General features: G+C 65.5%; 17 protein-coding genes and 2 tRNA genes. 6 read left to right on the forward strand and 13 right to left on the reverse strand.

Features of this window, described 5'->3' with window-relative positions; translation table 11 throughout:
* Positions 1–69 precede the first annotated feature (69 nt).
* The gene (locus tag AB5Y72_RS08530; protein WP_368198866.1) at positions 70–3,507 is read right to left on the reverse strand and encodes an ATP-binding protein; all 3,438 of its coding nucleotides are present in this window, start codon (positions 3,505–3,507) and stop codon (positions 70–72) included.
* Positions 3,508–3,756: 249 nt separating this feature from the next.
* Between AB5Y72_RS08530 and AB5Y72_RS08535 the strand changes: the two genes are divergently transcribed.
* Together AB5Y72_RS08535 and AB5Y72_RS08540 are read left to right on the forward strand one after the other, a co-directional pair.
* A tRNA-Gly gene (locus AB5Y72_RS08535) sits at positions 3,757–3,832 on the forward strand.
* Between the two features lie 55 nt (positions 3,833–3,887).
* Positions 3,888–3,961, forward strand: a tRNA-Cys gene (locus AB5Y72_RS08540).
* 66 nt (positions 3,962–4,027) lie between these two features.
* On the opposite strand, the gene AB5Y72_RS08545 is transcribed toward AB5Y72_RS08540, so the two are convergent.
* Positions 4,028–4,315 carry a hypothetical protein gene (locus tag AB5Y72_RS08545; RefSeq protein WP_042074377.1) on the reverse strand — a complete coding sequence of 96 codons (288 nt, stop codon included), beginning with the start codon at positions 4,313–4,315 and terminating at the stop codon, positions 4,028–4,030.
* Between the two features lie 215 nt (positions 4,316–4,530).
* Between AB5Y72_RS08545 and AB5Y72_RS08550 the strand changes: the two genes are divergently transcribed.
* Entirely contained in the window at positions 4,531–4,731 is a 201-nt protein-coding gene (locus AB5Y72_RS08550) for a YbfA family protein (RefSeq protein ID WP_039039323.1), read from the forward strand.
* A gap of 104 nt (positions 4,732–4,835) precedes the next feature.
* Here the strand turns inward: AB5Y72_RS08550 and AB5Y72_RS08555 are convergent, their stop codons facing one another.
* The 4 genes from AB5Y72_RS08555 to AB5Y72_RS08570 form a co-directional block, all read right to left on the reverse strand.
* Positions 4,836–8,054 (reverse strand): transporter substrate-binding domain-containing protein, encoded by a 3,219-nt coding sequence (locus tag AB5Y72_RS08555; protein WP_368198867.1) that lies wholly within the window; start codon positions 8,052–8,054, stop codon positions 4,836–4,838.
* A 165-nt stretch (positions 8,055–8,219) separates the two neighbouring features.
* Entirely contained in the window at positions 8,220–8,987 is a 768-nt protein-coding gene (locus tag AB5Y72_RS08560; protein WP_368198869.1) for a class III extradiol ring-cleavage dioxygenase, read from the reverse strand.
* 314 nt (positions 8,988–9,301) lie between these two features.
* Positions 9,302–9,772: an FKBP-type peptidyl-prolyl cis-trans isomerase gene (locus tag AB5Y72_RS08565; RefSeq protein ID WP_325781956.1), complete on the reverse strand. Its 471-nt coding sequence runs from the start codon at positions 9,770–9,772 to the stop codon at positions 9,302–9,304.
* A gap of 133 nt (positions 9,773–9,905) precedes the next feature.
* A complete protein-coding gene (locus tag AB5Y72_RS08570) occupies positions 9,906–11,060 on the reverse strand; it encodes a Na/Pi symporter (RefSeq protein WP_325781957.1) in 1,155 nt (384 codons plus the stop codon).
* Positions 11,061–11,315: 255 nt separating this feature from the next.
* Here AB5Y72_RS08570 and AB5Y72_RS08575 point away from each other — a divergent pair, with 255 nt between their 5' ends.
* Positions 11,316–11,729, forward strand: a complete 414-nt coding sequence (locus AB5Y72_RS08575; RefSeq protein ID WP_325781958.1) for a hypothetical protein — start codon at positions 11,316–11,318, stop codon at positions 11,727–11,729.
* Between the two features lie 75 nt (positions 11,730–11,804).
* On the opposite strand, the gene AB5Y72_RS08580 is transcribed toward AB5Y72_RS08575, so the two are convergent.
* The 5 genes from AB5Y72_RS08580 to AB5Y72_RS08600 all read right to left on the reverse strand — a co-directional run bounded on the left by AB5Y72_RS08580 (position 11,805) and on the right by AB5Y72_RS08600 (position 18,247).
* A complete protein-coding gene (locus AB5Y72_RS08580; RefSeq protein ID WP_042075087.1) occupies positions 11,805–13,148 on the reverse strand; it encodes an APC family permease in 1,344 nt (447 codons plus the stop codon).
* A gap of 483 nt (positions 13,149–13,631) precedes the next feature.
* Positions 13,632–14,975 carry an APC family permease gene (locus AB5Y72_RS08585; RefSeq protein WP_325781991.1) on the reverse strand — a complete coding sequence of 448 codons (1,344 nt, stop codon included), beginning with the start codon at positions 14,973–14,975 and terminating at the stop codon, positions 13,632–13,634.
* Positions 14,975–15,112 carry a hypothetical protein gene (locus AB5Y72_RS08590; protein WP_209794491.1) on the reverse strand — a complete coding sequence of 46 codons (138 nt, stop codon included), beginning with the start codon at positions 15,110–15,112 and terminating at the stop codon, positions 14,975–14,977. The genes AB5Y72_RS08585 and AB5Y72_RS08590 overlap by 1 nt, the downstream gene beginning before the upstream one ends.
* A gap of 234 nt (positions 15,113–15,346) precedes the next feature.
* Positions 15,347–16,636, reverse strand: coding sequence for a 4-aminobutyrate--2-oxoglutarate transaminase (gene gabT / locus AB5Y72_RS08595; RefSeq protein ID WP_042075081.1), 1,290 nt, complete (start codon positions 16,634–16,636; stop codon positions 15,347–15,349).
* Between the two features lie 147 nt (positions 16,637–16,783).
* Positions 16,784–18,247: an NAD-dependent succinate-semialdehyde dehydrogenase gene (locus AB5Y72_RS08600; protein WP_325781959.1), complete on the reverse strand. Its 1,464-nt coding sequence runs from the start codon at positions 18,245–18,247 to the stop codon at positions 16,784–16,786.
* A gap of 310 nt (positions 18,248–18,557) precedes the next feature.
* Here AB5Y72_RS08600 and puuR point away from each other — a divergent pair, with 310 nt between their 5' ends.
* Complete coding sequence (puuR, locus tag AB5Y72_RS08605; RefSeq protein ID WP_042075077.1) at positions 18,558–19,169, forward strand: HTH-type transcriptional regulator PuuR; 612 nt, start codon at positions 18,558–18,560, stop codon at positions 19,167–19,169.
* A 49-nt stretch (positions 19,170–19,218) separates the two neighbouring features.
* Positions 19,219–20,496, forward strand: a complete 1,278-nt coding sequence (locus tag AB5Y72_RS08610) for an FAD-binding oxidoreductase (RefSeq protein WP_209794494.1) — start codon at positions 19,219–19,221, stop codon at positions 20,494–20,496.
* Between the two features lie 102 nt (positions 20,497–20,598).
* Here the strand turns inward: AB5Y72_RS08610 and ybaL are convergent, their stop codons facing one another.
* Together ybaL and ggt are read right to left on the reverse strand one after the other, a co-directional pair.
* Positions 20,599–22,248 (reverse strand): YbaL family putative K(+) efflux transporter, encoded by a 1,650-nt coding sequence (gene ybaL / locus AB5Y72_RS08615; protein WP_325781960.1) that lies wholly within the window; start codon positions 22,246–22,248, stop codon positions 20,599–20,601.
* Positions 22,249–22,624: 376 nt separating this feature from the next.
* Positions 22,625–24,406 (reverse strand): gamma-glutamyltransferase, encoded by a 1,782-nt coding sequence (gene ggt, locus AB5Y72_RS08620; RefSeq protein ID WP_325781961.1) that lies wholly within the window; start codon positions 24,404–24,406, stop codon positions 22,625–22,627.
* Between the last annotated feature and the right edge of the window lie 128 nt (positions 24,407–24,534).

Below are 24,534 nucleotides of genomic sequence, written 5' to 3' on the forward strand. Positions count from 1 at the left end.
GCCATCAGCTCCATGTCTCAGGCTCATTCCGTCAACGGGATAAACGCCATCCGAGATCGCGCCGGCTCATCAGCCCTTGCGGCTGGCGAGCTGGCGCAGGCGCTGGGTGCTCTGGAGCAGGCTCTGCTGCTGCACCTCGTTCAGGGGGCACTGCTTGAGCACATATTCGGCGCTGGCCACCACCGTCTTCCAGCGCGGTGCCTTGGGCAGGGTGTCCAGGCTCAGGTACTTGTCGAGGGTGCGGGTCTGGGGGCTGGATCTGTCCATGTAGACCCGCCACAGCTTGCTCTTCTCCGCCAGCACTATCTTGCCCTTGCCGGTGCTCTGCTGCCAGGCATCCAGGGTGAGGCGCATGGTGTCCACCAGGGCGCGGCGCAGGGGCTCGTCATCCTGCTGGCGAATGAGGTTGTCGGCGAGCGATCTGAATTCGCCGCCGAGCCGGCTCAGTTCCCCCAGCAGATGACCATCCTCGATGATGGCCTGGCGCGACAGGCTCTTGAGGGCGTTCTCCAGCGCCATCACCCGGTTGTCGTCGGGCCGCTGCTCGGTGCCGAGGGTCAGCGCATAGGCGTGCTGCCCCCCAAGGTTGATGGGCAGGGCGCGGGCATTGAGCTCGTCCAACTGCCCGGCCACCAGAAACGCCAGCGGCCGCTCCGGCTGGGCGTGCAGATCGGGCCACTGGCGCACCAGCGGCGCCGCCAGCCACTCGTCCAGCGGCAGTCCCTCCATGGCCTCGGGCTCCTGTCCCAGCCGCCGTGCCAGCACCCGGGAGGCGAACAGCACCACGCCCTGACCGTCGATGAAGACGATGGGGTCGGCCCCCTCGCCGAGCAGGGCCAGCAGCCGCTCCTGATCCTGATGCAGCTGCTCCTGCAGCACCAGCCGATGCTCTATCTCCTGCTTGAGCAATCGGTTCTCCACCAGGGAGGCGCGCCCGGCGATCGCCTCCAGCAGGGCCTTGACCCGGGCGAACAGCTCCTCCTTGCAGAAGGGTTTCACCAGATAGTCATTGGCCCCGGCGTTGAAGCCCTCCTCGATCTCCTTGGGCTGGTTGAGGGCGGTGAGCAGCAGTACCGGCAGTTTGTCCTTGGGGTGCTGCTGGCGCAGGCGGCGGCAGACGTCGAAGCCGGAGAGGGTGGGCATCATCACGTCAAGCAGGATGAGATCCACCGGCTCCTGAGCCAGCTTGGCCAGGGCGTCGTGGCCGTCGCTGCTGGGCAGGATGCGATAACCACAGGGCTGCAGCAGGTGGCGCAGTATGTGCAGATTGATGGGCTCGTCATCCACCACCAGGATGAGGGGCGCACCCTCGGGGGGAGGGGGCAGATCCTCGCTCTCCCAGTCCGGCAGGATGAGGGGTTGCTGACGCACCAGCTGGTGCTCTATCTGACGGCTGTCGAGGGTCAGGCTGCCCGCCTTGCCGCTGGCGAGCGGCAGGGTGAAGGCGAAGGTGGAGCCAACGCTCGGCTCGCTCTCCACGAACAGTTCGCCCCCCATCAGGTGCACCAGCTGGCGGGTGATGGAGAGGCCGAGGCCGGCCCCCTGCTTGCTCACTTCAGGGCTCATCTGCACCAGGGGCTCGAAGATGTGCTCCAGATGATCCGGGGCTATGCCGATGCCGGTGTCAGTCACCCTGATGCGCAGGAAGTTGCCCTCCACCAGGGCGCTCAGCACCACCTTGCCCTGAGGCGTGTACTTGATGGCGTTGCCCACCAGGTTGTAGAGCACCTGTTCGAGCCGCTGCTCGTCCGCCAGCACCGGCGGCAGCTCGGCGGGGCTGATGTCCACCAGGGTGAGGGGCTTGGCCTGCACTAGGTGCTGGCAGAGATCCAGCACCAGCCGGATGACGCCCTTGGAGGAGACCGGCTGGGGATGGATCTCCAGCTGGCCGTAGCGCATCTGGTGGTAGTCGAGCAGATCGTCCACCAGGCGGGCCAGGCCGTCGGCGCTCTTGATGATGAGGCCGAGCTGTTTCTGTTGCCCCTCGGTGAGATCCTGCTGGCTGGCGAGCATGGATTCGGCCATCCCCTTGATGCCGTGGATGGGGGTGCGCAGCTCGTGGGAGGTGTTGGCCAGGAGCTCGTCCTTGAGCTTGTCCGCCTGCTGCAGGCTCAGGTTCTGCTTGTGGGTCAGCTTGACCTGCTGCTGCAGCTCCTGGGTCTGGCGTTCGATGAGCTCTATCTTGTCCTTCACCGAACGCTGCATGTGGCGAAACGCCTGGGCGAGGCGGTCTATGTCGTCGTCGGTGCGTGGTATGGTGATGGGGTGATCCAGGGCGCCGTCGGCCACCTGCTCGGCGGCAGCGGTGAGGGATCGCAGGGGCGCCGTGATGGAGTGGGAGAGCCAGCGGGAGAACAGGATCAGCAGCAGCAATGAGCCTGCCCCGAGGGCGATGACCAGGGTCTCCAGCTGGCGTATGGGGGCATAGGCCTCGCGGGTGGAGATCTCGGCGATGAAGGCCCACTCGGTGTCGAACACCTTGACCTGGGTGTAGGCGGCCAGCACCTCGTCATCGTGGTAGGAGAGGAAGGGGCCCACCCCCTGCTCGCCGGAGAGCGCCTTGATGACCAGCGGGGTCTGCAGCGGCCGGAAGTCGGGGCCGAAGCTCTTCTCCACGCTGAACTCGGGGGCCAGGGAGGCGTTGGCGCGCATCCGTTTGTCCGGGCCGATGAGGATGGTCTCGCCGGTCTCGCCGAGTCCCTCCCGCTCGGCCATGATCTGGTTCAGCTTGTCCGGCAGCAGCTCGAAGATCACCACGCCGCGCACATAGTCGTACTGCATCACGGGGGCCGCCATATAGGCGACCACCTGGCCGGTCAGCTCGTTGCGGCCGAAATCGGTGAACTCGAAGATCTGCTGGGGCTTCTGGCCACCGTCGAGGCGGCGCTTGATCTTGGCGAAGGTGTTGCCAAGGCCGCTGGTCTGATAGGGGCCGGAGAGCAGGTTGGTGGCGAAGTTGGCGTGCTTGGTGACCGAATAGACCACGTCGCCGTTGAGATCCACCAGGAAGATGTCGCTGTAGTTGGACTTGCGCACCATGTCGGCATAGCCGCGGTGGAAGCGCTGGTGGACCCGGCCATACATCTCGTCCGCCAGGATGAGGGCGCTGATGGAGGGCTCGATGTCGCTGGTGCTGTCGGGTTTTTGCAGCTGATCCCAGGAGCCGGGCACATAGCGGGCCTGGGCGCGGGCGCGGGCCTCCTGGGGGGTGGTGCCGAGCTTTTCGAAGGCGCCGGTGAAGCCGTAGAAACGGCCGATACTGTTGCCGGCAAAGTCCTGCTGGGAGAAGTTGATGATCTGCTCCCTGAGGTTGTCGAAGTAGTCTTCCAGCTGGCTCTTCTTGATGTTGCGCACCGACACCAGGTGATTGGAGGTCTGGGTGGTGAGATCCTTGCCGTGGCTATAGAGGAAAAACAGGGTGACGACCAGGAAGGGCACCAGGCCCAACATGAAGAAAGCCAGCATCAGCTGGGGTCTGAGCCCACGAGGCCTGAAGATCCATTTCATCGCGCGATTTTCAATTGAGAATCCGGTTACTAAGCGCGACGAGTTTCTGACTAAAGGCTAACTATTTCAATGGCTTTATCTGAAATTCGCTCGCCGGGTCACAGGGAATGGCGGGATTTTCGACCAAGGCGTTCAAAGCCTGAGCAAACGCTCCGAAAAAGCGCGCAAAGTCATAAAAAAGGGTTGTGCCCGGGCTCGGGGTACGTATAATGCGCCTCGTTGTCAGGCAACTGGCACGCAAGCAGTCATGCGGGAATAGCTCAGTTGGTAGAGCACGACCTTGCCAAGGTCGGGGTCGCGAGTTCGAGTCTCGTTTCCCGCTCCAATTCTCCATCGCACCAACGATGGATATCACTCTCAAGGCAATGCCTTGTCAGCATGGCGCGTTAGCAAAGCGGTTATGCAGCGGATTGCAAATCCGTTTAGTCCGGTTCGACTCCGGAACGTGCCTCCATCTTCCCCCTGTTTTCCCAGTCAGCGGCAAGCTGAAGCAAGAGATTGCACATCCCGTGCGCCAAGATCATGGCTGCTCGGCGAGTCGATCGCACCCCTGTCGTTGCCACTCTTTGTGCAGATGGTGTTCCATCTCGATCAGCGCCTCCCCCCGGAACCTGAACGCCAGTTCACCGCCGTGCTCGGCCAGGGCGGTCATGCGCTGGGTCAGGATCGCGCACTGCCACAGGCTGACGGTGGGCACGCCGTGATAGGCGATGTCGATGGCGTCGGCGCGATTGAGCCGCCACTCCTGCCACTGGCTCCAGGCGAGCAGTCCCAGCACGCTCAGGAGCGCCACATCCGCGAGTCTCATCCTCTTCTCTCCCCGTCGTTCCCATCCCCCCGTTAACTCTGGTCCAGTCGTCGCTTTTTGCCACGCTTGTTGTTTTTTGGTTAAAAAATGTAACCCAATTTCATTTTATGGCTTTTTAGCCATTTTTTTACAAAAAAATGGCCATTGCGGTGTAGTAATCCTACAGCTTGTGGAGTAATCTTTGTTCAGTGGTCTTACCAGTGAGGCGTTATATCATGTTTCATCCCTTCTCTCTGACTCAGATAATCCTTCGCCGCATCTTCGTCCTGATGGCGGGTCTGCTCGCCTTCCCGGTGATGCTGTTTCGCCGCGATCGCGCCCGTTTTTACAGCTACCTGCACCGCATCTGGAACAAGACCAGCACCAAGCCGGTGTGGCTCAAGATGAGCGAGCGAGGGGAGCGGATCTTCTACTGACTCCGCTCCAGCAGTGAAAAAAGACAGCCTTGGCTGTCTTTTTTATTGGGCGTGTTTCCAGACTCAGGGCCAAGGCCCCGGCGCCCTGGGGGACGGCATGCCCGTCAGGGCGAGGGCTCCAGCCCGGCCAGCGCCGCCCGCAGGCGGGCGAGGCCGATGGGCTTGAACAGGCAGTCGTTCATGCCGGCGGCGAGGCAGAGTTCCCGCTCCCTGGGCTGGGCATGGGCGGTGAAGCCCCAGACGGGCAGCTCATGGCCGCGGGCACGCAGGTTGCGCGTCAGCTCGAAGCCGTCCATGACCGGCATCTGGCAGTCGGTGATGACGAGATCGAAGGAGTGGCTGGCGACGGCGCGCAGGGCCTCCAGCCCGTTGCTGCGCACGCTGACGTCGTGCCCCAGGTGCTTGAGCTGCTGGCGCAGCAGGGTCTGGTTGGCGTGGTTGTCATCCACCACCAGGATGCGCAGCCGGGTCGACGGCGCCTGGGGGAGGGCGGGTACCAGGGCCGGCGCCGGGAGGGGGTCGTGCTCCGCCAGCGTCAGGGGCAGCCTGATCTCGAGGCGGGTGCCCTCGCCGACCCGGCTGTGGACGCCTATCTCTCCCCCCATCATTTGGCACAGTATGCGGGCGATGTTCAGACCCAGGCCGCTGCCCGGGAAGTGGCCCTGGCCGTGGGCGCGGTAGAAGGGGGTGAAGAGTTGGGGCAGTTTGTCTGCCGCAATGCCGACCCCGGTGTCGGTGATGGTCAGGTGCAGCACCGGGGGCTGGTGTGCGCCATCGTTCAGGGTTGCCGTGATGCTGACCCGGCCCTGTTCGGTGAACTTGATGGCGTTGCCGATGAGGTTGAAGAGGATCTGGCGCAGGCGAAGGGGATCGATCAGCACCTGCGGCAGGGGAGAGTCGGGCAGCCTGACGTCATAGGCCAGCCCCTTCTGCTCGGCCATGCCCCTGAACACCCGGGTCACCGACACCAGCAGCGGCGTGAGCGCGCAGGGCACGGGCGTCAAAGTCATCTGGCCCGCCTCTATGCTGGCGATATCCAGGCTGTCCCCGAGCAGATCCAGCAGGCCGTGCGCCGAGTCCGCGGCGATGCGCAGCCACTCGCCGCTGTGGCGGCTGAGGGCGGGATCCTCGGTGGCCAGCTCCAGCATGCCGAGGATGGCGTTCATGGGGGTGCGGATCTCGTGGCTCATGGTGGCGAGGAAATCGCTCTTGGCCCGGCTGGCGCTGTCGGCCTGCAGCTTGGCCTGACGCAGGGCCTCTTCCAGCCGCTTGCGCTCCGTGATGTCGATCCAGCCGTCGATCACCCCGCTGATGGTCCCGTCACCATCGAAGTAGGGCACCATCCAGTGGTAGATGTCGGTCTGCTCCCCCTGCCGGTGGAAGAGGCGATCGGCAAAGACGGGCCGACCCTCCCGCAGCACCCTGGCGAAATCCTGCTCCAGCACCGCGATGCTCTGGTCATCGATCAGCCCCGCCAGCCCCCGGGCTAAGGGCTGGCCCATGACGGCTTCCGGCCGGGCACCGAGCTGGCTCAGGTACTTGCTGTTGCACAGCAATACCTTGCCACCCTTGTCCCGCACGACGATGGGGTGGGGCAGGCTCTCCCCCAGCGCCCGGATGAACCTGACGTGGGCCTCCAGCTGCTGGCGGGAGGCCTGCTCCGAGCTGGCGAGCCGCTTGAGCATGAGGTTGCGGTAGAGCAGCACCAGCGCCAGGGCGAACAGCACGGCAAACAGCAGGTAGAAGGCGTGGGCGTGGCGCTCCATGAAGCCGGGCACCGGCAGTTTGCGGTTGCGCCACTCGTAGCTCATCATGGCCAGCTCGTTGGGGGGGATGGCGAGAATGGTCTTGTCGAGGATCCCCATCAGCATCCCCTGGTCGCGCAGGCTGGCAAATCCCATCCGGATCGGCTCCTCGTCGGCGGGACCGGCGATGCGCAGCCGGGTCTGCGGATCGTTCTCCAGCGCGTGGCGGGCAAAGTAGAGCGGCACTATGGCGGCGTCCAGCCTGCCCCGCTCGACCGCCTGCATGGCCTCTTCGGCGTTCTCCACAATGGTGATACGGCTGCGACCTAGCCGCCCGGCGAGGGGGGTATGGCGGGTCATCCCCACCGTCTTTCCTGCCAGGCTCTGCAGGGTGTCGATGGCGGATACCTCCTGGCGGGTGAGGATCACGTAGATGTCGTCGGCGGCATAGGGAGCCGAGGGACGCAGGCCGTAGCCCTCGGCCACGGGCCGCGAGATGGCGCCGATAAGGTCGATGGCGCCTGACTGCATGGCCTTCGCCAGCTGGCGCTCGGAGTCTGCGCTCACGAACTCGAAGCGAAGGCCGGAGCGTTTGCCCACCCTGGCCAGCATGTCGACCGTCATGCCGGTGAGCTGGCCGTCGTGATCCAGGGCGCCATAGGGGTAGAGGTTGTCCATCAGCCACACCCTGATGGGGGGCGAGCGCCGGATCCAGGCCCGCTCGGCGGCGTCATAGAGATCGCTCGCCCTGTCGTTCATGTCGCGAATGGGCCCGTTCCACTGGGTGAAGACGGCATTGCGGGTGCCCTCGCCGATCGCCTTCAGGCTCTTGTCGACCAGGCTCGACAGCGCGAGGGGGTGGGCCGGCATGGCGAAGCGGAAATCCGCAGGCGCCAGCTCGGGCGGGGCCTCGCCGCGCTGGCGCAGGTAGTCGAAGCGCTCGCTGTTGAGGTAGTGCATGGAGTGGGCATCCCCCAAGAGCACGTCCTGGCGGCCGAAGAAGACGGCGTCGAAGGCCTCCGCGTTGGAGGGGTAGGTCGCCAGGGTGAGGGTGGGGTAGTAGCGCTTGAACCTCTGCACGTCGATCTGCCCCTGGACGGCGGCGACGCGCTGCCCCGGTGTCAGCAGAGGCCCCTGATGGGCTTTGGGGGTCGAGAAGATGAGGGGGGCACTGAAGTAGGGGACACTCAGGCGGATGCCGCTGCTGTCCGTGTCCGCCAGGGTCAGGTTGCCGAGGCTGGCGAGGTGGATCTCCCCCTGGCGCAGGGCGCGCAGCAGGTGCGCCTTGTCCGGAAAGGTGCGCAGCTCCAGGGGTTTTTGCAGGGTCCTTGCCAGGAGATCGAGATAATCGGCGCAGAGGCCCTCGAAACGCTGCTGCGCGATGATCATGCTGAACGGGCGATAGTCGTGCTGCAGGAGGCCGACCCGCAGTTGCGGGGTCTGCCGCAACCACGCCAGCTCGGCGTCTGTCCAGCGGGGCGGGAGGATCTCGGGAGCGTGGCGGCTGTAGAGGGTCAAGGCCTGCACCGGTTGCAGGCACAGCAGACAGAGCAGGATCAGTGATCGATAGAGGTTCATCATGCCACCCGACGCGACAGTCATCCCTGCCCGGTCTTGTTCAAAGGCGGCCATTCTACCGGAAAACGGCTATAACGAGTCCCTTATTTGGGCTCATCCCCCCCATAAAAAGGCGCCCGGTCGACGGCCTGGCCACCCGCCGGACACCCCCGTCGCGTCCCTCGCTCACCCGAACCTGTAGGCCCCCATGTAGAGGCTGCCGTAGTCCCAGCTGTCGTGCAGCTTCCGGGGCCTGTCGGTGCCGGCGGCCCCCAGCGCCACGAACAGCGGGCGCAGGTGATCGTCGTGGGGGTGGGACTCCACCGCCCCGGGGGCGCGGGCGCGGTAATCCTCCAGCGCCTCCCTGTCCCCCTCCTCCATGGCCTGCTCCAGCCAGCGGGCGAACTGGCTCGCCCACAGGGGGACGGGAGCGCCGTCCGGCCCGAGGGCGCGCAGGTTGTGGGTGATGGCACCGGAGGCGAGGATGCCGATCCCCTGCTCGCGCAGGCTCTGCAGCGCCTCTCCCTGCCGCCACAGCTGGCCGGGGCCGAAGCCGGCGGGCAGGGAGAGCTGCACCAGGGGGATCTCGCTGTGGGGATCCATCAGGGAGAGGGGCGACCAGACCCCGTGATCCAGTTCGCGCCTGACCGGGGTGGCGGGCAGGCCGGCCAGCAGCAGCTGATCGCTCACCGCCTCTTGCAGCCACTGGGGGCTCCTGGCGGGCCAGCGGATCCGATAGAGAGGCTCGGGGAAGCCGTAGAAGTCGTACATCAAGGCCGGGCTGGGCTCGACGTTGATCTGCGGCTCGCTTCGGCTGAACCAGTGGGCCGAGAGCACCACCAGCCCCTTGATATCCCCAAGGCGCAGGGTCTTGAGAAATTGGGTCGCAGGCTGGTCGCGCAGGACCAGATCCGGGGCGCCGTGAGAGATGAACCAGACGGGGGCGATAGCCATGGCGAGACTCCTTGTTGGCGGTGTGGGCCCGCTTGGCCGGCACCGCGATAAACGGGTCAGGGGCTGGGCCGCTGACGATGAGGTCATTATCTGCCCCGGGAGTGGAGTTAACAATCCAGTGCAATGTGTAAGCACTGTTCACCTTGGGTTGATAGTCCTGGAGCTGAGATGGCGGGCGGCAACGACAGGAACAGAAACAACAAGGCCGGCGCAATGCGCCGGCCTTGTTGCCGTGACGAAGGGGGGTTACTGAATGCCCAGCAGCTCCATGTCGAAGATGAGGACTGTACCCAGTGGGATCTTGCCGGAGGGCGTCACTGAATGCCCAGCAGTTCCACATCGAAGATCAGCACGGATCCCGGCGGTATCTTGCCGGCGGCGCGATCGCCGTAGGCCAGGTTGGCGGGGATGTAGAAGCGGGTCTTCTCCCCTTCCACCATCAGCTGCACCCCTTCGGTCCAGCCCTTGATCACCTGGTTCAGGCCGAACTCGATGGGCTCGCCACGGGCGATGGAGCTGTCGAACACTGTGCCGTCCAGCAGCTTGCCCTCGTAGTGCACCTTCACCTTGCTGGTGGCGGTGGGGTGGACGGTGCCGGTGCCCGGGGTCAGCACCTCGTACTGCAGGCCGGAAGCCGTGGTGGTCACCAGGGGCTTCTCCTTGTTGCCGGCGAGGAACTCGGCGCCCTTGCGCACGTTCTCTTCCGCCAGCTTCCTGTTGTTGCTGCTCGAATAGAAGTAGTAGGCGACGCCGGCAACCAGCAGCGCGATCAGAATGAATTTCATCGGGTTTTCCTTACATGCCATGAAGGGCGCATCTTATCCCAGCCGGGGAGGGAGGGCGAGGGGGGATGCCGGGGGATGTGACCGGGCGGGCAATGTGCCGGGGGCTGCGGCGCCTCCCCCGGCCGTCGTGCCGTTACTTGACCGCTACCATCATCAGGGCGGGCAGGGCGAAGAAGAGCCCGCCCACGTAACCCAGCGCCAGCAGCTTGTTCTCGCTGCCGACCCGGGCCAGGGTCTCGGCGGCCCGGATGGGCAGCTCCCGCAGGAAGGGCACCCCGTAGATGAGCACCACGGCAAACAGGTTGAACAGCACGTGCACCAAAGCGATGGTCAGGGCCAGCTGGGCTCCGGCGCCGCTGATGGCGGTGGCGGCCAGCAGGGCCGTGATGGTGGTGCCGATGTTGGCCCCCAGGGTGAAGGGGTAGAGCTGGCGGGTGTTGAACACGCCGCCGCCGGCCAGGGGGATCATCAGGCTGGTGGTGGTGGAGGAGGACTGCACCATGACGGTGACCAGGGTGCCGGAGGCGATGCCGGTCAGCGGACCGCGGCCCAGGGCCTTGTGCAGCAGCTCCTTGGCGCGGCCCACCATGACCCGTTGCAGCACCTTGCCGAGGGCGGTGACGCAGAACAGGATCAGCAGGATGCCGATGACGATGGTGGCGATGGATGCCCCCTTGCCCGGCAGGAAGGCGACGGCACCGTCGATGAGATCCAGGGACGGGGAGATGAGGGGCTTCATGAAGTCCATCCCCTTCATGGACAGGTCGGTGGAGCCCAGCAGCAGGCCGGCGATCCCTTCCGCGCTCTTTTGCAGCAGACCGAACATCAGCTCCAGCGGCAGGAAGATGAAGACCGCCAGCAGGTTGAAGAAGTCGTGCACCGTGGCAGCGGCGAAGGCGCGGCGAAACTCGCCCCTGTCCCGGATGTGGCCGAGGGAGACGATGGTGTTGGTGATGGTGGTGCCGAGGTTGGCCCCCATCACCATGGGGATGGCCATGCCCATGGGCAGGCCGCCGGCCACCAGGCCGACGATCACCGAGGTGACCGTGCTGGAGGACTGCACCAGGGCCGTGGCCAGGATGCCGAGCAGCAGGGCCACGAAGGGGTTGTTGGCAAACGCGAAGATCTGGGCCGCGCCCTCGGCGCCACCGGAGAAGCCCTTGAAGCCGTGGGAGACGGCGCCGACGGCGACCAGGATCAGGTAGACGAGGGTGATCACCGCCAGCCAGTTGAACAATGGACTGGTCGCGCGGGACTCGTGCGGTGTGGAAGAAGCGGTGCTGTGCATGTGGCCTCTTGGGACGTGCTGCGTTGAATGGGACGGGCGCATTAGAGCAGTGCTCCATGACAGAAATATGACAAAGTGACACTTTTATGATGGTTTGATGACATCTCTCAGGGCGGTGCCTGCGGCCGGGTGCTGACAGAAAGTGTCGGAGCCAGCCGGATTAGGGCGCCATCCGGCCCACAACCCGACGGGCGCCTTGCACCGTGCGCCCAGGGTTATATGCTGACCCTTTCCTTCAACGAGAGTGGTGCTGTTATGAAAGCATGGGTGTTGTGTCTTTCCCTGGGTCTGCTGTCTGCCGGTGCGCAGGCTGGCGTGTTCAAGTCCGAATGCAACCTCGACAAGGCGGTCAGGAACGAGGCGATGAACGCCACCCTGGGGGTCAAGGGCAACTGCGATGCCGACAAGCTGGTGCGCCAGCAGAAGGAGAAGGCGGCCACCGAGGTGAAGAAGAGCACCTCGGCGGTGGTGGACAAGCAGACGGCCGGGCTGAAAGAGGCGAAGAAGAGTGCCACGGACACGCTGGACAAGAAGACCTCCGGCTTCAAGGAGACCAACGAGGAACTGAAGGCGACCCGGCAGAAGGTCAACCAGACCGAGCAGAACGTGAAGGCCGTGGCCAAGGATCCGGTCAAGGCCGCCGCCACTGCGGTCATCAATCAGGGCTGATTGTTCGCGCGGCGGATGTCTGGATGCAAGAAGGGGAGCCATGGGCTCCCCTTCTGTTTGGCCGATCGCCGCGGCTTACTGGCCGTCGGCCGCCTCCTCGTACTGACGGAAGGGGATGCGCAGCACCGCGATCCGCAGGAAGAGGTAGGCCACCCCGATCCCCGCCCAGATGAGGCCCAGCTCCAGGGAGCTCTGCTCCAGATTGATCCAGAGCGCCCCTATGGTGGCGGCGCCGAGCAGGGGCAGCACCAGGAACAGCAGGTTGTCCTTCAGGCTCTTGTTGCGCTGCTCGCGCACCCAGAACTGGCCTATCACCGACAGGTTGACGAAGGTGAAGGCCACCAGGGCGCCGAAGTTCACCAGGGCCAGCGCCATGTCCAGATCGAACGACACCGCGGAGAGCGCCAGGGCCCCCACCAGTAGCACGTTGATGGCCGGGGTGCGCCAGGTGGGGTGGATGTAGCCGAACACCCGCTCCGGGATCATGCGATCGCGCCCCATCACGTAGAGGATGCGCGACACCCCGGCGTGGGCCGCCATGCCGGAGGCGAGTACCGCCACCGTGGTGCAGACCAGCACGATGCTCTGGAACAGGGTGCCACCCACGTAGAGCGCGATCTCAGGCAGCACGGCGTCCGGCTCCTTGAAGCGGGCCAGATCCGGGAAGAAGAGCTGCAGGCTGTAGGAGACGGTGACGAAGATGATGCCGCCGATCAGTGCCGTCAGCACGATGGCGCGGGGGATCACCTTGCCGGCGTTCGGGGTCTCCTCCGACAGCGAACTCAGGCCGTCGAAGCCGAGGAAGGAGAAGCACAAGATGGTGGCGCCGGTGAACAGCGGCAGCATGCTGGCGGACTCCACGTGGAACGGACGGCTGCTCACCAGGGTGCCAGCCCCCTCGCCATGGCTCAGGCCCCAGGCGATGAGGCCGAGGAAGGTGACGATGATGGCGATCTGGATGAAGACGATGACGCCGTTGAAGTTCGCCACCAGCTTGATGCCGCGCAGGTTCAGGAAGGTCATCACGGTCACCAGGCCGAAGATGAAGATCCAGGGCTCCACGTTCGGGAACATGGCGGTCAGGTAGATCTTGGCCAGCAGGATGTTGATCATCGGCATGAACATGTAGTCCAGCAGGGAGGACCAGCCCACCATGAAGCCCACATAGGGGTTGAACACCTTCTGGGCATAGGTGTAGGCGGAGCCCGCCGAGGGGAACTTGCGCACCAGGTGGCCGTAGCTGAAGGCGGTGAGCAGGATGCCGCCGAGCGCCAGCAGGTAGGCGGTGGCCACGCGGCCATCGGTGATGTCGCCGACGATGGCGAAGGTATCGAACACCGCCATGGGGGTGAGGTAAGCCAGACCCATCACCACCACCTGGAACAGGGTGAGCGTCTTGAGCAGCTTGGCGCCGGCCATCACGCTTTCTCCTCTGCGAACGCCCGGGAGGCGAAGGGGGACGGGATCAGGGACGCGGCAGCGCGCTCCTGGACACAGGGGGCGCCTGTCTGTGACACAGATGCGTGGCGCACGCCGGCGGGGACCGGCAGGAAAGCAGTGAAATGCCCCATGTTTTTCCTCACAACGTCGGGAGATTGCCCGGCAATCTCGGTATCAATTCCGGCACAAGGTCCGGCCTCTTGGTGGATGGTGGTGTGCCCCAAAAAAGCAAAGAACCGATGTCGTAACAACATCGGCTCTCAAGGGGCGCCGTATTGTGCCCTCAGGGGGGGACGGAGACAAGGGAAAAAGGCCGCAAACGGGGATTTTGTTGACCGGAGTCAACCCCGTCATCGGGTGTGCGCAGCGGTCGTGACCGAAGGGGTGGGGCGGGGGGACAGTGGCCCGGATTATCCGGAAAAGAGCCCGCACCGGGCGGGCTCGTTGGGGGGAAGGGCGCTATCAGGAGAGATCGGTCTCCGGCCGGCCGAGGGGAACCCGGAACACCGTCAGGCGCAGCAGCAGGTAGAGGGCGCCGAGGGCGGCCCAGATCAGCCCCAGCTCGAAGGAGGAGGGTTCGAGGTTGAGCCAGAGCACCCCGATGCAGGCGGCGCCGCACAGCGGCAGGGCCAGGAACACCAGGTGATCCCGCAGCGTCTTGTTGTGGCCGAGCTTGACGTAGAAGTGGGCGATCACCGCCAGGTTGACGAAGGTGAAGGCCACCAGGGCGCCGAAGTTGATCAGGGCCAGCGCCATCTCCAGGTCGAACGACACGGCGGAGAGCGCCAGAGCCCCCACCAGCAGCACGTTCAGAGCCGGGGTCTGCCACCTGGGGTGGATGTAGGAGAAGAAACGGCTCGGCAGGGCGCGATCCCGCCCCATCACGTAGAGCAGGCGCGACACCCCGGCGTGGGAGGCGAGCCCGGAGGCGAGCACCGCCACGGTCGTGCAGACCAGCACCACCGCCTGGAACAGCTTGCCGCCGACGTAGAGCGCGATCTCCGGCAGCACCGCATCCGGCTGCTGGAAGCGGGAGATGTCCGGGAAGAACAGCTGCAGGAAGTAGGAGACGGAGATGAAGAGCACGCCGCCGATGAGCGCGGTCAGCACGATGGCGCGGGGGATCACCCGGTCTGCGTTCGGGGTCTCCTCGCACAATGTGCTGATGGCGTCGAAGCCCAGGAACGACAGGCAGAGGATGGAGGCACCGGTGAACAGGGGCACCAGGGCCATCTGATCCGAGAAGAAGGGACGGCTGCTCGCCACTGTGCCGAGCCCCTCGCCATGGGCAACGCCCCAGGCGATGAGGCCGATGAAGACGGCGATGATGCTGAACTGCATGATGACGATCAGGCTGTTGAAGTTCGCCACCAGCTTGATGCCGCGCAGGTTCAGGAAGGTCATGACGGCGGTCAGGGCCAGGATGTAGGTCCAGGGCTCCACGTTCGGGAACAGGGCCTCCATGTAGATCTTGGCCAGCAGCATGTTGATCATCGGCATGAACATGTAGTCGAGCAGGGAGACCCAACCCACCATGAAGCCCACATAGGGGTGAAACACCTTCTGGGCATAGGTGTAGGCGGAGCCTGCCGAGGGGAACTTGCGCACCAGGTGGCCGTAGCTCATGGCGGTGAACAGCATGCCGACCAGGGCGAACAGGTAGGCGGTGGGCACATGGCCTTCGGTGATCTCGGTGACGATGCCGAAGGTGTCGAACACGGCCATGGGGGTCAGATAGGCCAGACCCATGATGACCACGTGCCAGAGTTTCAGGCTCTTTTTCAGGCCGACGGGGTGGGCATTCATCATGCGTTCTCCCCTGTCCGGACCGAGGGGATCAGGCTGACGGCGGCGTCATCCTGTGCAGTGGGGGCGCCGGTCTGTTGCACAGACGAGTGGCGCAGACCGGCGCAGGCCGGCAGGAAAGCGGTGAAATGCCCCATGGTGTTCCTCATCGAAGAAGCGGTGTCGTGAGATGGCTGTCCATCTCGCTATCATTTCCGGTCGGTTCCGGCCTCGTTATGGATTTGTTTGCCGCAAAAAAAGAACCGGGCTGCGATGAGCGGACGGTCCTTTGAAGCGGAGGCGCATTGTGCATTCGTGCTGCCCCCTTGACAAGCATATCAAGGAGGCAAAAACGCATTTTTTTGCACTCAGGCGCGGCGCTCTCTCCCTGGCTAATCCAGGGCGGTGAGCAGGGCCTGCTCGAGCAGGTCCAGCCCCTCGTCGACGATGGCCGCCGGGGCGGTCAGGGGGGCCAGGAAGCGGATCACGTTGCCGCGCACGCCGCAGGCCAGCAGCACCAGACCGCGCTTGCCCGCCTCGGCCACCAGTCGCCTGGTGAGGTCGGGATCCGGCCGGCTGGCGTCGCCTCCCTTGACCAGCTCCATGGCCACCATGGCGCCGGGACCGCGGATGTCGCCGATGCAGTCGAACCGCGTCGCCAGCTTGTGCAGGCGCGCCTTGATCTGCTCGCCCTGGGCCAGGGCCTGCTGGTTCAGACGCTCCTCCTCGATGACCTCGAGCACCGCCAGGGCGGCGGCGCAGGCGATGGGGGAGCCGGCATAGGTGCCGCCGAGGCCGCCCGGCTTGGCGGCGTTCATGATGTCGCTCTTGCCCACCACGGCGGAGAGGGGGAAGCCGCCGGCCAGGCTCTTGGCGAGTGTCATGATGTCCGGCTCTATGCCGGCATATTCGGTGGCGAAGGTCTTGCCGGTGCGACAGAAGCCGCTCTGGATCTCGTCGCAGATGAGCAGGATGCCGTGCTGATCGCACACGCTGCGCAGCTTCTGCAGGAAGCTCGGGGAGGCGACGTAGAAGCCCCCCTCGCCCTGCACCGGCTCTATGATGATGGCGGCCACCCGGCCCGGCTCGATGTCGGCGCTGAAGCAGAGCTCAAGGGCGGCCAGGGCGTCCGCCTCACTCACCCCCAGGTAGTCGGCGGGGAAGGGCAGGTGATAGACCTCGCCCGGGAAGGGGCCGAAGCCGGTCTTGTAGGGCACCACCTTGCCGGTGAGCGCCATCCCCATCATGGTGCGGCCGTGGAAGCCCCCCTTGAAGGCGATGGTGCCGCTGCGACCGGTGTGGGCGCGGGCGATCTTGATGGCGTTCTCCACCGCCTCGGCACCGGTGGAGAGGAAGAGGGTGCGCTTGGGGGTCGGCCCCGGCACCAGGGCATTCAATTTTTCCGCCAGCTCGATGTAGCCGGGGTAGGGGGTGACCTGGAAGCAGGTGTGGCTGAACTTCTCCAGCTGGGCGCGCACCGCCGCCACCACCTTGGGGTGGTTGTGGCCGGTGTTGAGCACGGCGATGCCGGAGGCGAAGTCGATGTAGCGGTTGCCCTCCACGTCCCACAGCTCGGCGTTGTGCGCCCGGTCGATGAAGACCGGCAGCAGGGTGCCGACCCCCTGTACCACGGCCGCTTCGCGGCGGGCCTGCCAGCCCTGGTTGTTGCTTGAATGACTCATCTTTCCTCCCTGAGGGGCACGGGCCCCTGTCTCAATGTGGCGAGGCCCCTTGGGAGCACTCACTTCGTCCTTGTTGACCGATATGGCTGCGCCGGCGGATGGCGGGCCTGATGCAGGGGCCCGGCCGCCGGCGCAAGGTGTGGCTGCCTAGCGGATGCCGCCGAAGCAGAGGTATTTGGTCTCGAGGTACTCCTCCAGCCCCTCGGCCGCCCCTTCCCGGCCCAGCCCCGACTCCTTGATGCCGCCGAAGGGGGCCAGCTCGGTCGAGATGATCCCCTCGTTGATGCCCACCATGCCGTATTCCAGCCGCTCGGCCACCCGCCAGACGCGGGCGATGTCGCGGCCATAGAAGTAGGCGGCCAGGCCATAGGGGGTGTCGTTGGCGAGCGCGATGGCCTCATCCTCGGTCTCGAAGCGCACCAGGGGGGCGACGGGCCCGAAGATCTCCTCGTCCAGGATGGGGTTACCCTTGCCGACCCCGGTGAGGATGGTGGGGCGGTAGAAGAGCGGGCCGGCGGGGTGGGCTTCGCCGCCCACCAGCACCCGGGCACCGGCGGCGACCGATTGCTGCACCAGCTCGGCCACCTTGCTGGCGGCGGCCGGGTTGATGAGCGGGCCTATCTGGGTGCCTTCCCCCATGCCGTCCCCCACCTTGAAGTCCCGCACCGCGGCCGCCAGCTTGTCTGCGAAGGCGTCATAGACCCCGGCCTGCACCAGGATGCGGTTGGCGCAGACGCAGGTCTGGCCCGCGTTGCGGTACTTGGAGGCCAGGGCCCCGGCCACGGCGGCGTCGAGATCCGCATCGTCAAACACGATGAAGGGGGCGTTGCCGCCGAGCTCGAGGGAGAGCCGCTTCATGGTGTCGGCGCACTGGCGCATCAACAGCTTGCCGATGCGGGTGGAGCCGGTGAAGGAGAGCTTGCGCACCGTCTTGTTGCTGCACAGCTCGTCGCCCACCGCGCTCGCCTGATGGCTGGTGACGATGTTGATGACCCCGGCGGGGATGCCCGCCTGCTCCGCCAGGGCCGCCAGGGCCAGGGCGCAGAGCGGGGTCTCGGCGGCGGGCTTGATGACGATGGTGCAGCCGGCGGCCAGGGCCGGCCCCGCCTTGCGGGTGATCATGGCGATGGGGAAGTTCCAGGGGGTGATGGCGGCGACCACGCCCACCGGCTGTTTGATGGTGGCCAGGCGCCTATCGCCGGAGAAGCCGGGTATGGTGCGGCCATAGGCGCGCTTGCCCTCTTCCGCGAACCACTGGATGAAGCTGGCGCCGTAGGCCACCTCTCCTTTGGCCTCCGCCAGCGGCTTGCCCTGCTCGCAGGTCATGATGCGGGCGAGCTCCTCCTGGTTGGCCATGATGAGCTCGAACCATGCCTGGAGCCGGCTGCTGCGCTCCTTGGCGGTGAGGGCCGCCCAGGCGGGCTGGGCCGCGTGGGCCGCTTCGATGGCGAGCCGGGTGTCCTCCCCGTCCATGTCGGGCACCTGGGTGATGGGCTGGCCGGTCGCCGGGTTCAGGACCTCGAACCGGCGCCCGTCCCTGGCCTCGCACCAGCGACCGTCTATATAGGCAAGGGACTTGATCAGGGAGAGAGCGGGTTGTGATGCTGACATAGATAGGAAGCCTCGATTGTGGGTCTGGGTGGCTCACGCATGTCGGGGTGCCACCGTATAGAATAATAAGCACGTAACGACCATAAAGTGAGCCGAAATGTTTTTCAAGTGTTAAATATATTTGAGTGCATGGTGCGTGGCATGCTAGAAATGGGGCTGATGGCGCGACTGTGGCGTTTTTTATCGCCCCAAGTGTGCAAAATAATGAACGGCTAGGGTTGTGCAGGATAGTGAACAGGCCAAGGGCGCTGACGCACTATATTAACCAGTCGTCACCAGGTATTCGAATGACCATGGAAGGAGACAGGCGATGCAGCACCCCCGGGGAGAGGTCCAGTGGCGGACCATGACGGATAACCCCTTGGCCGACAAAGAGATGGACAAGAGCATGGGCGAGCGCCTCGCCCAGATCCGCCGGCGGCTCGGCTTCTCCCAGCGCCGGGCGGCCGAGCTGAGCGGCCTGACCCACGGCGCCATCTGCATGATAGAGCAGAACAAGGTGAGCCCCTCGGTGGCCTCGCTGCAGAAGTTGCTCAGCGTCTACGAGCTGCCGCTGTCGCGCTTCTTCGCCGAGGAGGAGCAGCAGACGCCGAGCGTGGTGATCAAGGCGGAGCAGCTCATCGAGCTGGGCAGCCAGGGGGTCTCCATGAAGCTGGTGCACAACGGCAACAACCGGCGTCAGCTCGGCTTCATGCTGGAGACCTATGCCCCCGGCACGGACACCGGGGGGGTGGTGAAGCACCAGGGGGAAGAGGTGGGTACCGTGCTGGAAGGATCCGTGCTGCTGACCCTGGCGGGCCAGACCTATGAACTGTGCGCCGGGGACAGCTACGTCATCGACACCGGCGAGCCCCACAGCTTCAGCAATCCGTCGGGGGAGACCTGCCGCATCGTCAGCGCCCATACCCCGGCCAGTTTTTAATGTGAACAACGACTCGTGTTGGAAAAGAACCGGTAAGGAAACAGGGATCATGACCGAACATGTAAACAGTTACTACGCAGCCAGTGCCAACAAGCACGCCCCCTATCCCACGCTCACCGAGCAGCTGGAGTGCGACGTCTGCATCATAGGCGCGGGCTACACCGGCCTCTCCAGCGCCCTGCACCTGGTGGAGAAGGGCTACAAGGTGGTGGTGCTGGAGGCGGCCCGGGTGGGCTTTGGCGCCAGCGGTCGCAACGGCGGCCAGATCGTCAACTCCTACAGCCGCGACATCGACACCATAGAAGCGAATTGCCCGCCGGAACAGGCCAGGCTGCTCGGCTCCATGCTGTTTGAGGGAGGCCAGATCATCCGCGAGCGGATCAAGCGCTACAACATCCAGTGCGATCTGCGTGAGGGGGGGGTCTTCGCCGCCGAGACCGAGAAGCAGTTGCACGAGCTCAAGGCGCAGCAGGCTCGCTGGGAGAAGTGGGGCAACGACAAGCTGGAGCTGCTCGATGCCGACGGGGTACGCGAGGTGGTGGCGAGCGATCGCTACGTCGGCGCGCTGCTGGACAAGAGCGGCGGCCATATCCACCCCCTCAACCTGGCTCTGGGGGAGGCGGAGGCCATCCGCATGCAGGGGGGGCAGATCTTCGAGCAGTCCGCCGTCACCAGCATCACCCCGGGTCAGCCCGCCCTGGTCAAGACCGCCAAGGGGGCGGTGAAGGCGCGTTATGTCGTCGTGGCGGGCAACGCCTACCTCGGCAACCTGGTGCCCGAGCTCGCCGGCAAGAGCATGCCCTGCGGCACCCAGGTGATCGCCACCGAGGTGCTGGGGGAGGCGCGGGCCCGCTCGCTGTTGCCGCAAAACTACTGCATCGAGGATTGCAACTACCTGCTCGACTACTACCGCACCAGCGCCGATCACCGGCTCATCTATGGCGGCGGCGTGGTCTACGGCGCGCGGGATCCGGCGGACATCGAGCGACTGATCATCCCCAAGATGCTGAAGACCTTCCCCCAGCTGGCCGGCGTCAAGGTGGAGTACACCTGGACCGGCAACTTCCTGCTGACCCTGTCGCGTCTGCCGCAGTTCGGCCGCATCGGTCCCAACATCTACTACATGCAGGGCTACAGCGGCCACGGCGTGACCTGTACCCATCTGGCGGGCAAGCTGCTCTCCGAGGTGCTGAGCGGTCAGGCGGAGCGCTTCGATGCGTTCGCGAAGCTCCCTCACTACCCCTTCCCGGGGGGGCGTCTGTTCCGTATCCCCTTCACCGCCGCCGGCGCCGCCTGGTACACCCTGCGCGATCGGCTGGGGGTGTGATCCCGCCTGCCCGGACTCGGATACCTACAAGGCCACCCCAGGGGGTGGCCTTGCGTTTTCTGGGGCGGTTGCGGCGTGAGCCCCGGCCTCGCCGTGCGGGCGTCAGGCCGGAGCCGGGTCGGCGGGGAGGCGTGTCGCCAGATGGCACAAGCGCCGCGCCGCCTCTTCCTCGCTCAGCACCACCCGATGGACCCCGCGCAGCCGCAGATGATGCACCTCTTCGCCCTGATGGGCGCAGGCGGCTATCTGCAGCAGAGCCCCCTGTTCCCGCGCGATGGCGGCGATTTCGCCGGCCAGCAGGCTGTCTTCCAGGGTGATCAGCAGCCAGCTGGCATTGGGCAGGGCCGCCGCGAGCAGATCCGGCTGGACAGGATGGCCGGCCAGACAGGTGATCCCCCGGGCTCGCCAGGGCGCCAGCAGCCGCTCATCCGAGTCGATCACCACCATCTCTCGCCCCTGCTCGTGCAACTGACGGATCAGCGGGGTGCCGATGCCGTCGGCGCCGACCACCACCACGTGGCCTTGCAGCGGGCAGAGCGGGGCGACGTCTTCGGTTTGCGGCTCGGGGTGGCGGCTCAGCCAGCGCTCCACCCGATTGAATACCAGGGGGTTGAACACGATGGAGAAGCAGGCGCCGATCAGCACCAGATCACGAGCCACCGCCGGCACCAGGCCGAGCATGACCCCCAGCCCCATCAGGATGAAGGAGAACTCCCCCACCTGGGCCAGGCTGGCGGAGATGGTCAGCGCCGTACGCCGGCTGTGGCCAAACAGCCGGACGATGGCGAAGGCCGCCACCGACTTGCCGATCACGATGACGAACAGGGTGGCCAGCACCGCCAGGGGCTCGCGCAACAGGATGACGGGATCGAACAGCATGCCCACCGAGACGAAGAAGAGCACGGCGAAGGCGTCCTGCAGGGGCAGGGTGTCGTTGGCGGCCTTGTGGCTCAGGTGGGAGCTGTTCATCACCACCCCGGCGAAGAAGGCCCCGAGGGCGAAGGAGACCCCGAACAGCTTGACGGCGCCGAAGGCGATGCCCAGTGAACAGGAGAGCACGGCCAGGGTGAAGAGCTCGCGGGAGCCGGTGGCGGCGGTGCGGGCCAGCAGCCAGGGGATGAGGCGGCGTCCGCCGATGATCATCAGGGTGATGAAGGCCGCCACCTTGGCCAGGGTCAGGCCAATGTCGGCGAGCACCTGGACCAGGGTCAGGCTCTCACCCCCCTGCTGCAGGTTCGCGAGTATGGGGAGCAGCACCAGGGCCAGCACCATCACCAGATCCTCGACGATGAGCCAGCCGATGGCGATGCGCCCCTCCTTGGTGTCGATCTGGCCTCGGCTCTCCAGGGCGCGCAGCAGCACCACAGTGCTGGCGGTGGAGAGGGCCAGACCAAACACCAGGCCGGCGGTCAGGCTCCAGCCTAGCAACTGGGAGAGGCCGAGCCCGAGCAGGGTTGCCAGGGTGATCTGGACTATGGCCCCCGGGATGGCGATGTGCTTGACCGACAGCAGATCCTTGAGGGAGAAGTGCAGGCCGACGCCGAACATCAGCAGGATGACGCCGATCTCCGCGAGCTCGGGGGCGAGCTGCAGATCGGCCACATAGCCTGGGGTGAAGGGACCGCACACCACGCCGGCCGCCAGATAGCCCACCATGGGAGAGACTCGCAGGCGGCTTGCCAGCATGCCAAGCAGATAGGCCAGCACCAGGCCGCCAACCAGGGTCGTGATAAGGGGGAGTGAGTGGTCCATGTCGTCACCTCGCTAATGGCAGTCAGGGGCTACCAGATCACCCGAAGGGGAAGAGGGCAGCTGTCAATGAGCAGGGGGCGAAAGAGACAGAAGTTGGCCGCATCAAGACATTTTCTTGAGGACAACAGATGCCGTTTCCATTGAAAAATAATGCATTTTTATGGCTAGGACAACATTATTCCAAGATTGAGAGGGATTTTGACGGGAAATGTCTGTAACGCATTGTTTTAAAGTGAAAGGCTGACTCTTGAATGCAATTTTTGGCAGAAAAAATCAATCCGCGATTGTTTTCTTCGCTGCGGTTCACCCTGCCGCCGACGGCACGGAGGAGGCGGCCCTCCTCCGTCGTCAGCGATAAACGGGCGCAAAGGGCGGGTTAGTCGCCCCTGGCGATCCCCTCCCGCCTGGGGTCGGCGGCGCCCAGCCAGCCACCGGCATTGCGCTGCACCCCCTGCAGCCCGGAGGTCTGCTCGCCCAGCAGGATCTCGTGTCCCCTGGCTTTCAACCCCTGAACCACGGCATCTGGCGTGCGCCCCTGCTCCAGCTCGGTGGGGCCGTTGCGGCTGCCGAAGTTCGGCAGCGCGATGGCCTGCTGCAGATTGAGCCCCCAGTCCTGGGTCCCCAGCAGCGCCTTGCCCACGTAGTTGATGATGGCCGAGCCCCCGGGGGAGCCCAGGCTCATCTCGAGCTCGCCGCTCTGCTTGTCAAACACCAGCAGGGGGGACATGGAGGAGCGCGGGCGCTTGCCGGGCTCGACCCGGTTCGCCACCGGCAGGCCGGCCGCATCCACCGAGGTGAAGGAGAAATCCGTGAGCTGGTTGTTGAGCAGGTAGCCGTTGACCATCAGCCGCGAGCCGAAGCCATCCTCGATGGAGCTGGTCATGGAGACCGCCATCCCCGCCTGGTCGACGATGGAGACATGGCTGGTGGACGGGCGCTCTGGAGTGGCATCCCGGCCACGGGCGAGCGAACGGGGCGGCTTGCCGGGCTGGGCCACCCCCATGGAGCGGTTGCCGATGAGGCGGCCCCGCTCGGCCAGATAGCCCTTGTCCAGCAGGCCGACCACCGGCACCTCGACGAAGTCGGCGTCGGCCACGTACTGGTTGCGGTCGGCAAAGGCGAGCCGCGCCGCCTCGCTGTAGAGGTGGATGGCATCGGTCGAGGCGGCCAGCCGGCCGTCCGGCCCGGGCACGGGTTTGAGCGCTGCCATGTCCCGGCTCTCCAGCATGCCGAAGATCTGGCCGAGGGCCAGGGTGCCGGAGGAGGGGGTGGGGAAGCCGCACACCTCGCTCTGGCGATAGTCGAAGCAGAGGCCGTCCCGCAGTTTGGCGCTGTAGCTGGCGAGATCCGCCGCCGCCAGCACGCCGGGATTGGTGGGGTGGCTGCGCACCTTGGCCACCATGGCGTCGGCGAGTTGCCCCCGATAGAAGGCATCTGCCCCCTCTTGGGCCAGGGTTCTCAGCACCCTGGCCAGGGCCGGGTTGGTGAGCCGGGTCCCCGCCGCCTTGGGGGAGCCGTCCGGCTGATAGAAGTAGGCGCGGGCCTCGGGATCTCTGGCGAGATAGGGATCCTTGGCGATCAGGGTGGCGAGGCGCGGGCTGATGATGAAGCCCTGCTCCGCCAGGGCGATGGCGGGCTCGAACAGCGTGGCCCAGGGCAGCTTGCCATAGCGCCCGTGGGCCAGGGCCAGGGCGCGCACCGTGCCGGGGGCGCCCACCGAGCGGCCGCCCACCACGCCGTCGTAGAAGGCCATGGGTTTGCCATCCTGCATGAACAGCTGATCCGTGGCGGCGGCGGGGGCCGTCTCCCGGCCATCCACGGCAACCACCCCTTTGCCGTCCCACACCAGCAACAGGGAGCCGCCACCGATGCCGGACGACTGCGGCTCCACCAGGGTCAGCACCAGCTGGACCGCGATGGCCGCGTCCACGGCGCTGCCTCCCGCCTTGACGATCTGGTAGCCCGCGTCCACCGCCAGCGGGTTGGCCGCCGCCACCATGAAGTGGCGACCCTGCCAGCCCGGCTTGTCGGTCCAGCCGCTCGCCGCCTCGGGGGCGATCAGGGTCTGGGGTGGGGGGACATAGTGAAAGGCGCTCTGGGGGGCGCAGCCGGCGAGCAGGCCGAAGGCAACCAGCAGGCCGAGGGGTTTGAGGGACATGACGGGCTCCTTGTCGGTTTCTTGTTCATCAGTCGAAATGTGTCACACTTGGAACCTGATGAAAAGATTGTTGTTAATACTCATATGGTTACAAAACTATCAGGAAGAACGCCACAAGGCACAAGGCG

Origin of the sequence: Aeromonas sp. R7-4, from assembly GCF_040908055.1 — a bacterium.
Taxonomy (GTDB): domain Bacteria; phylum Pseudomonadota; class Gammaproteobacteria; order Enterobacterales; family Aeromonadaceae; genus Aeromonas; species Aeromonas sanarellii.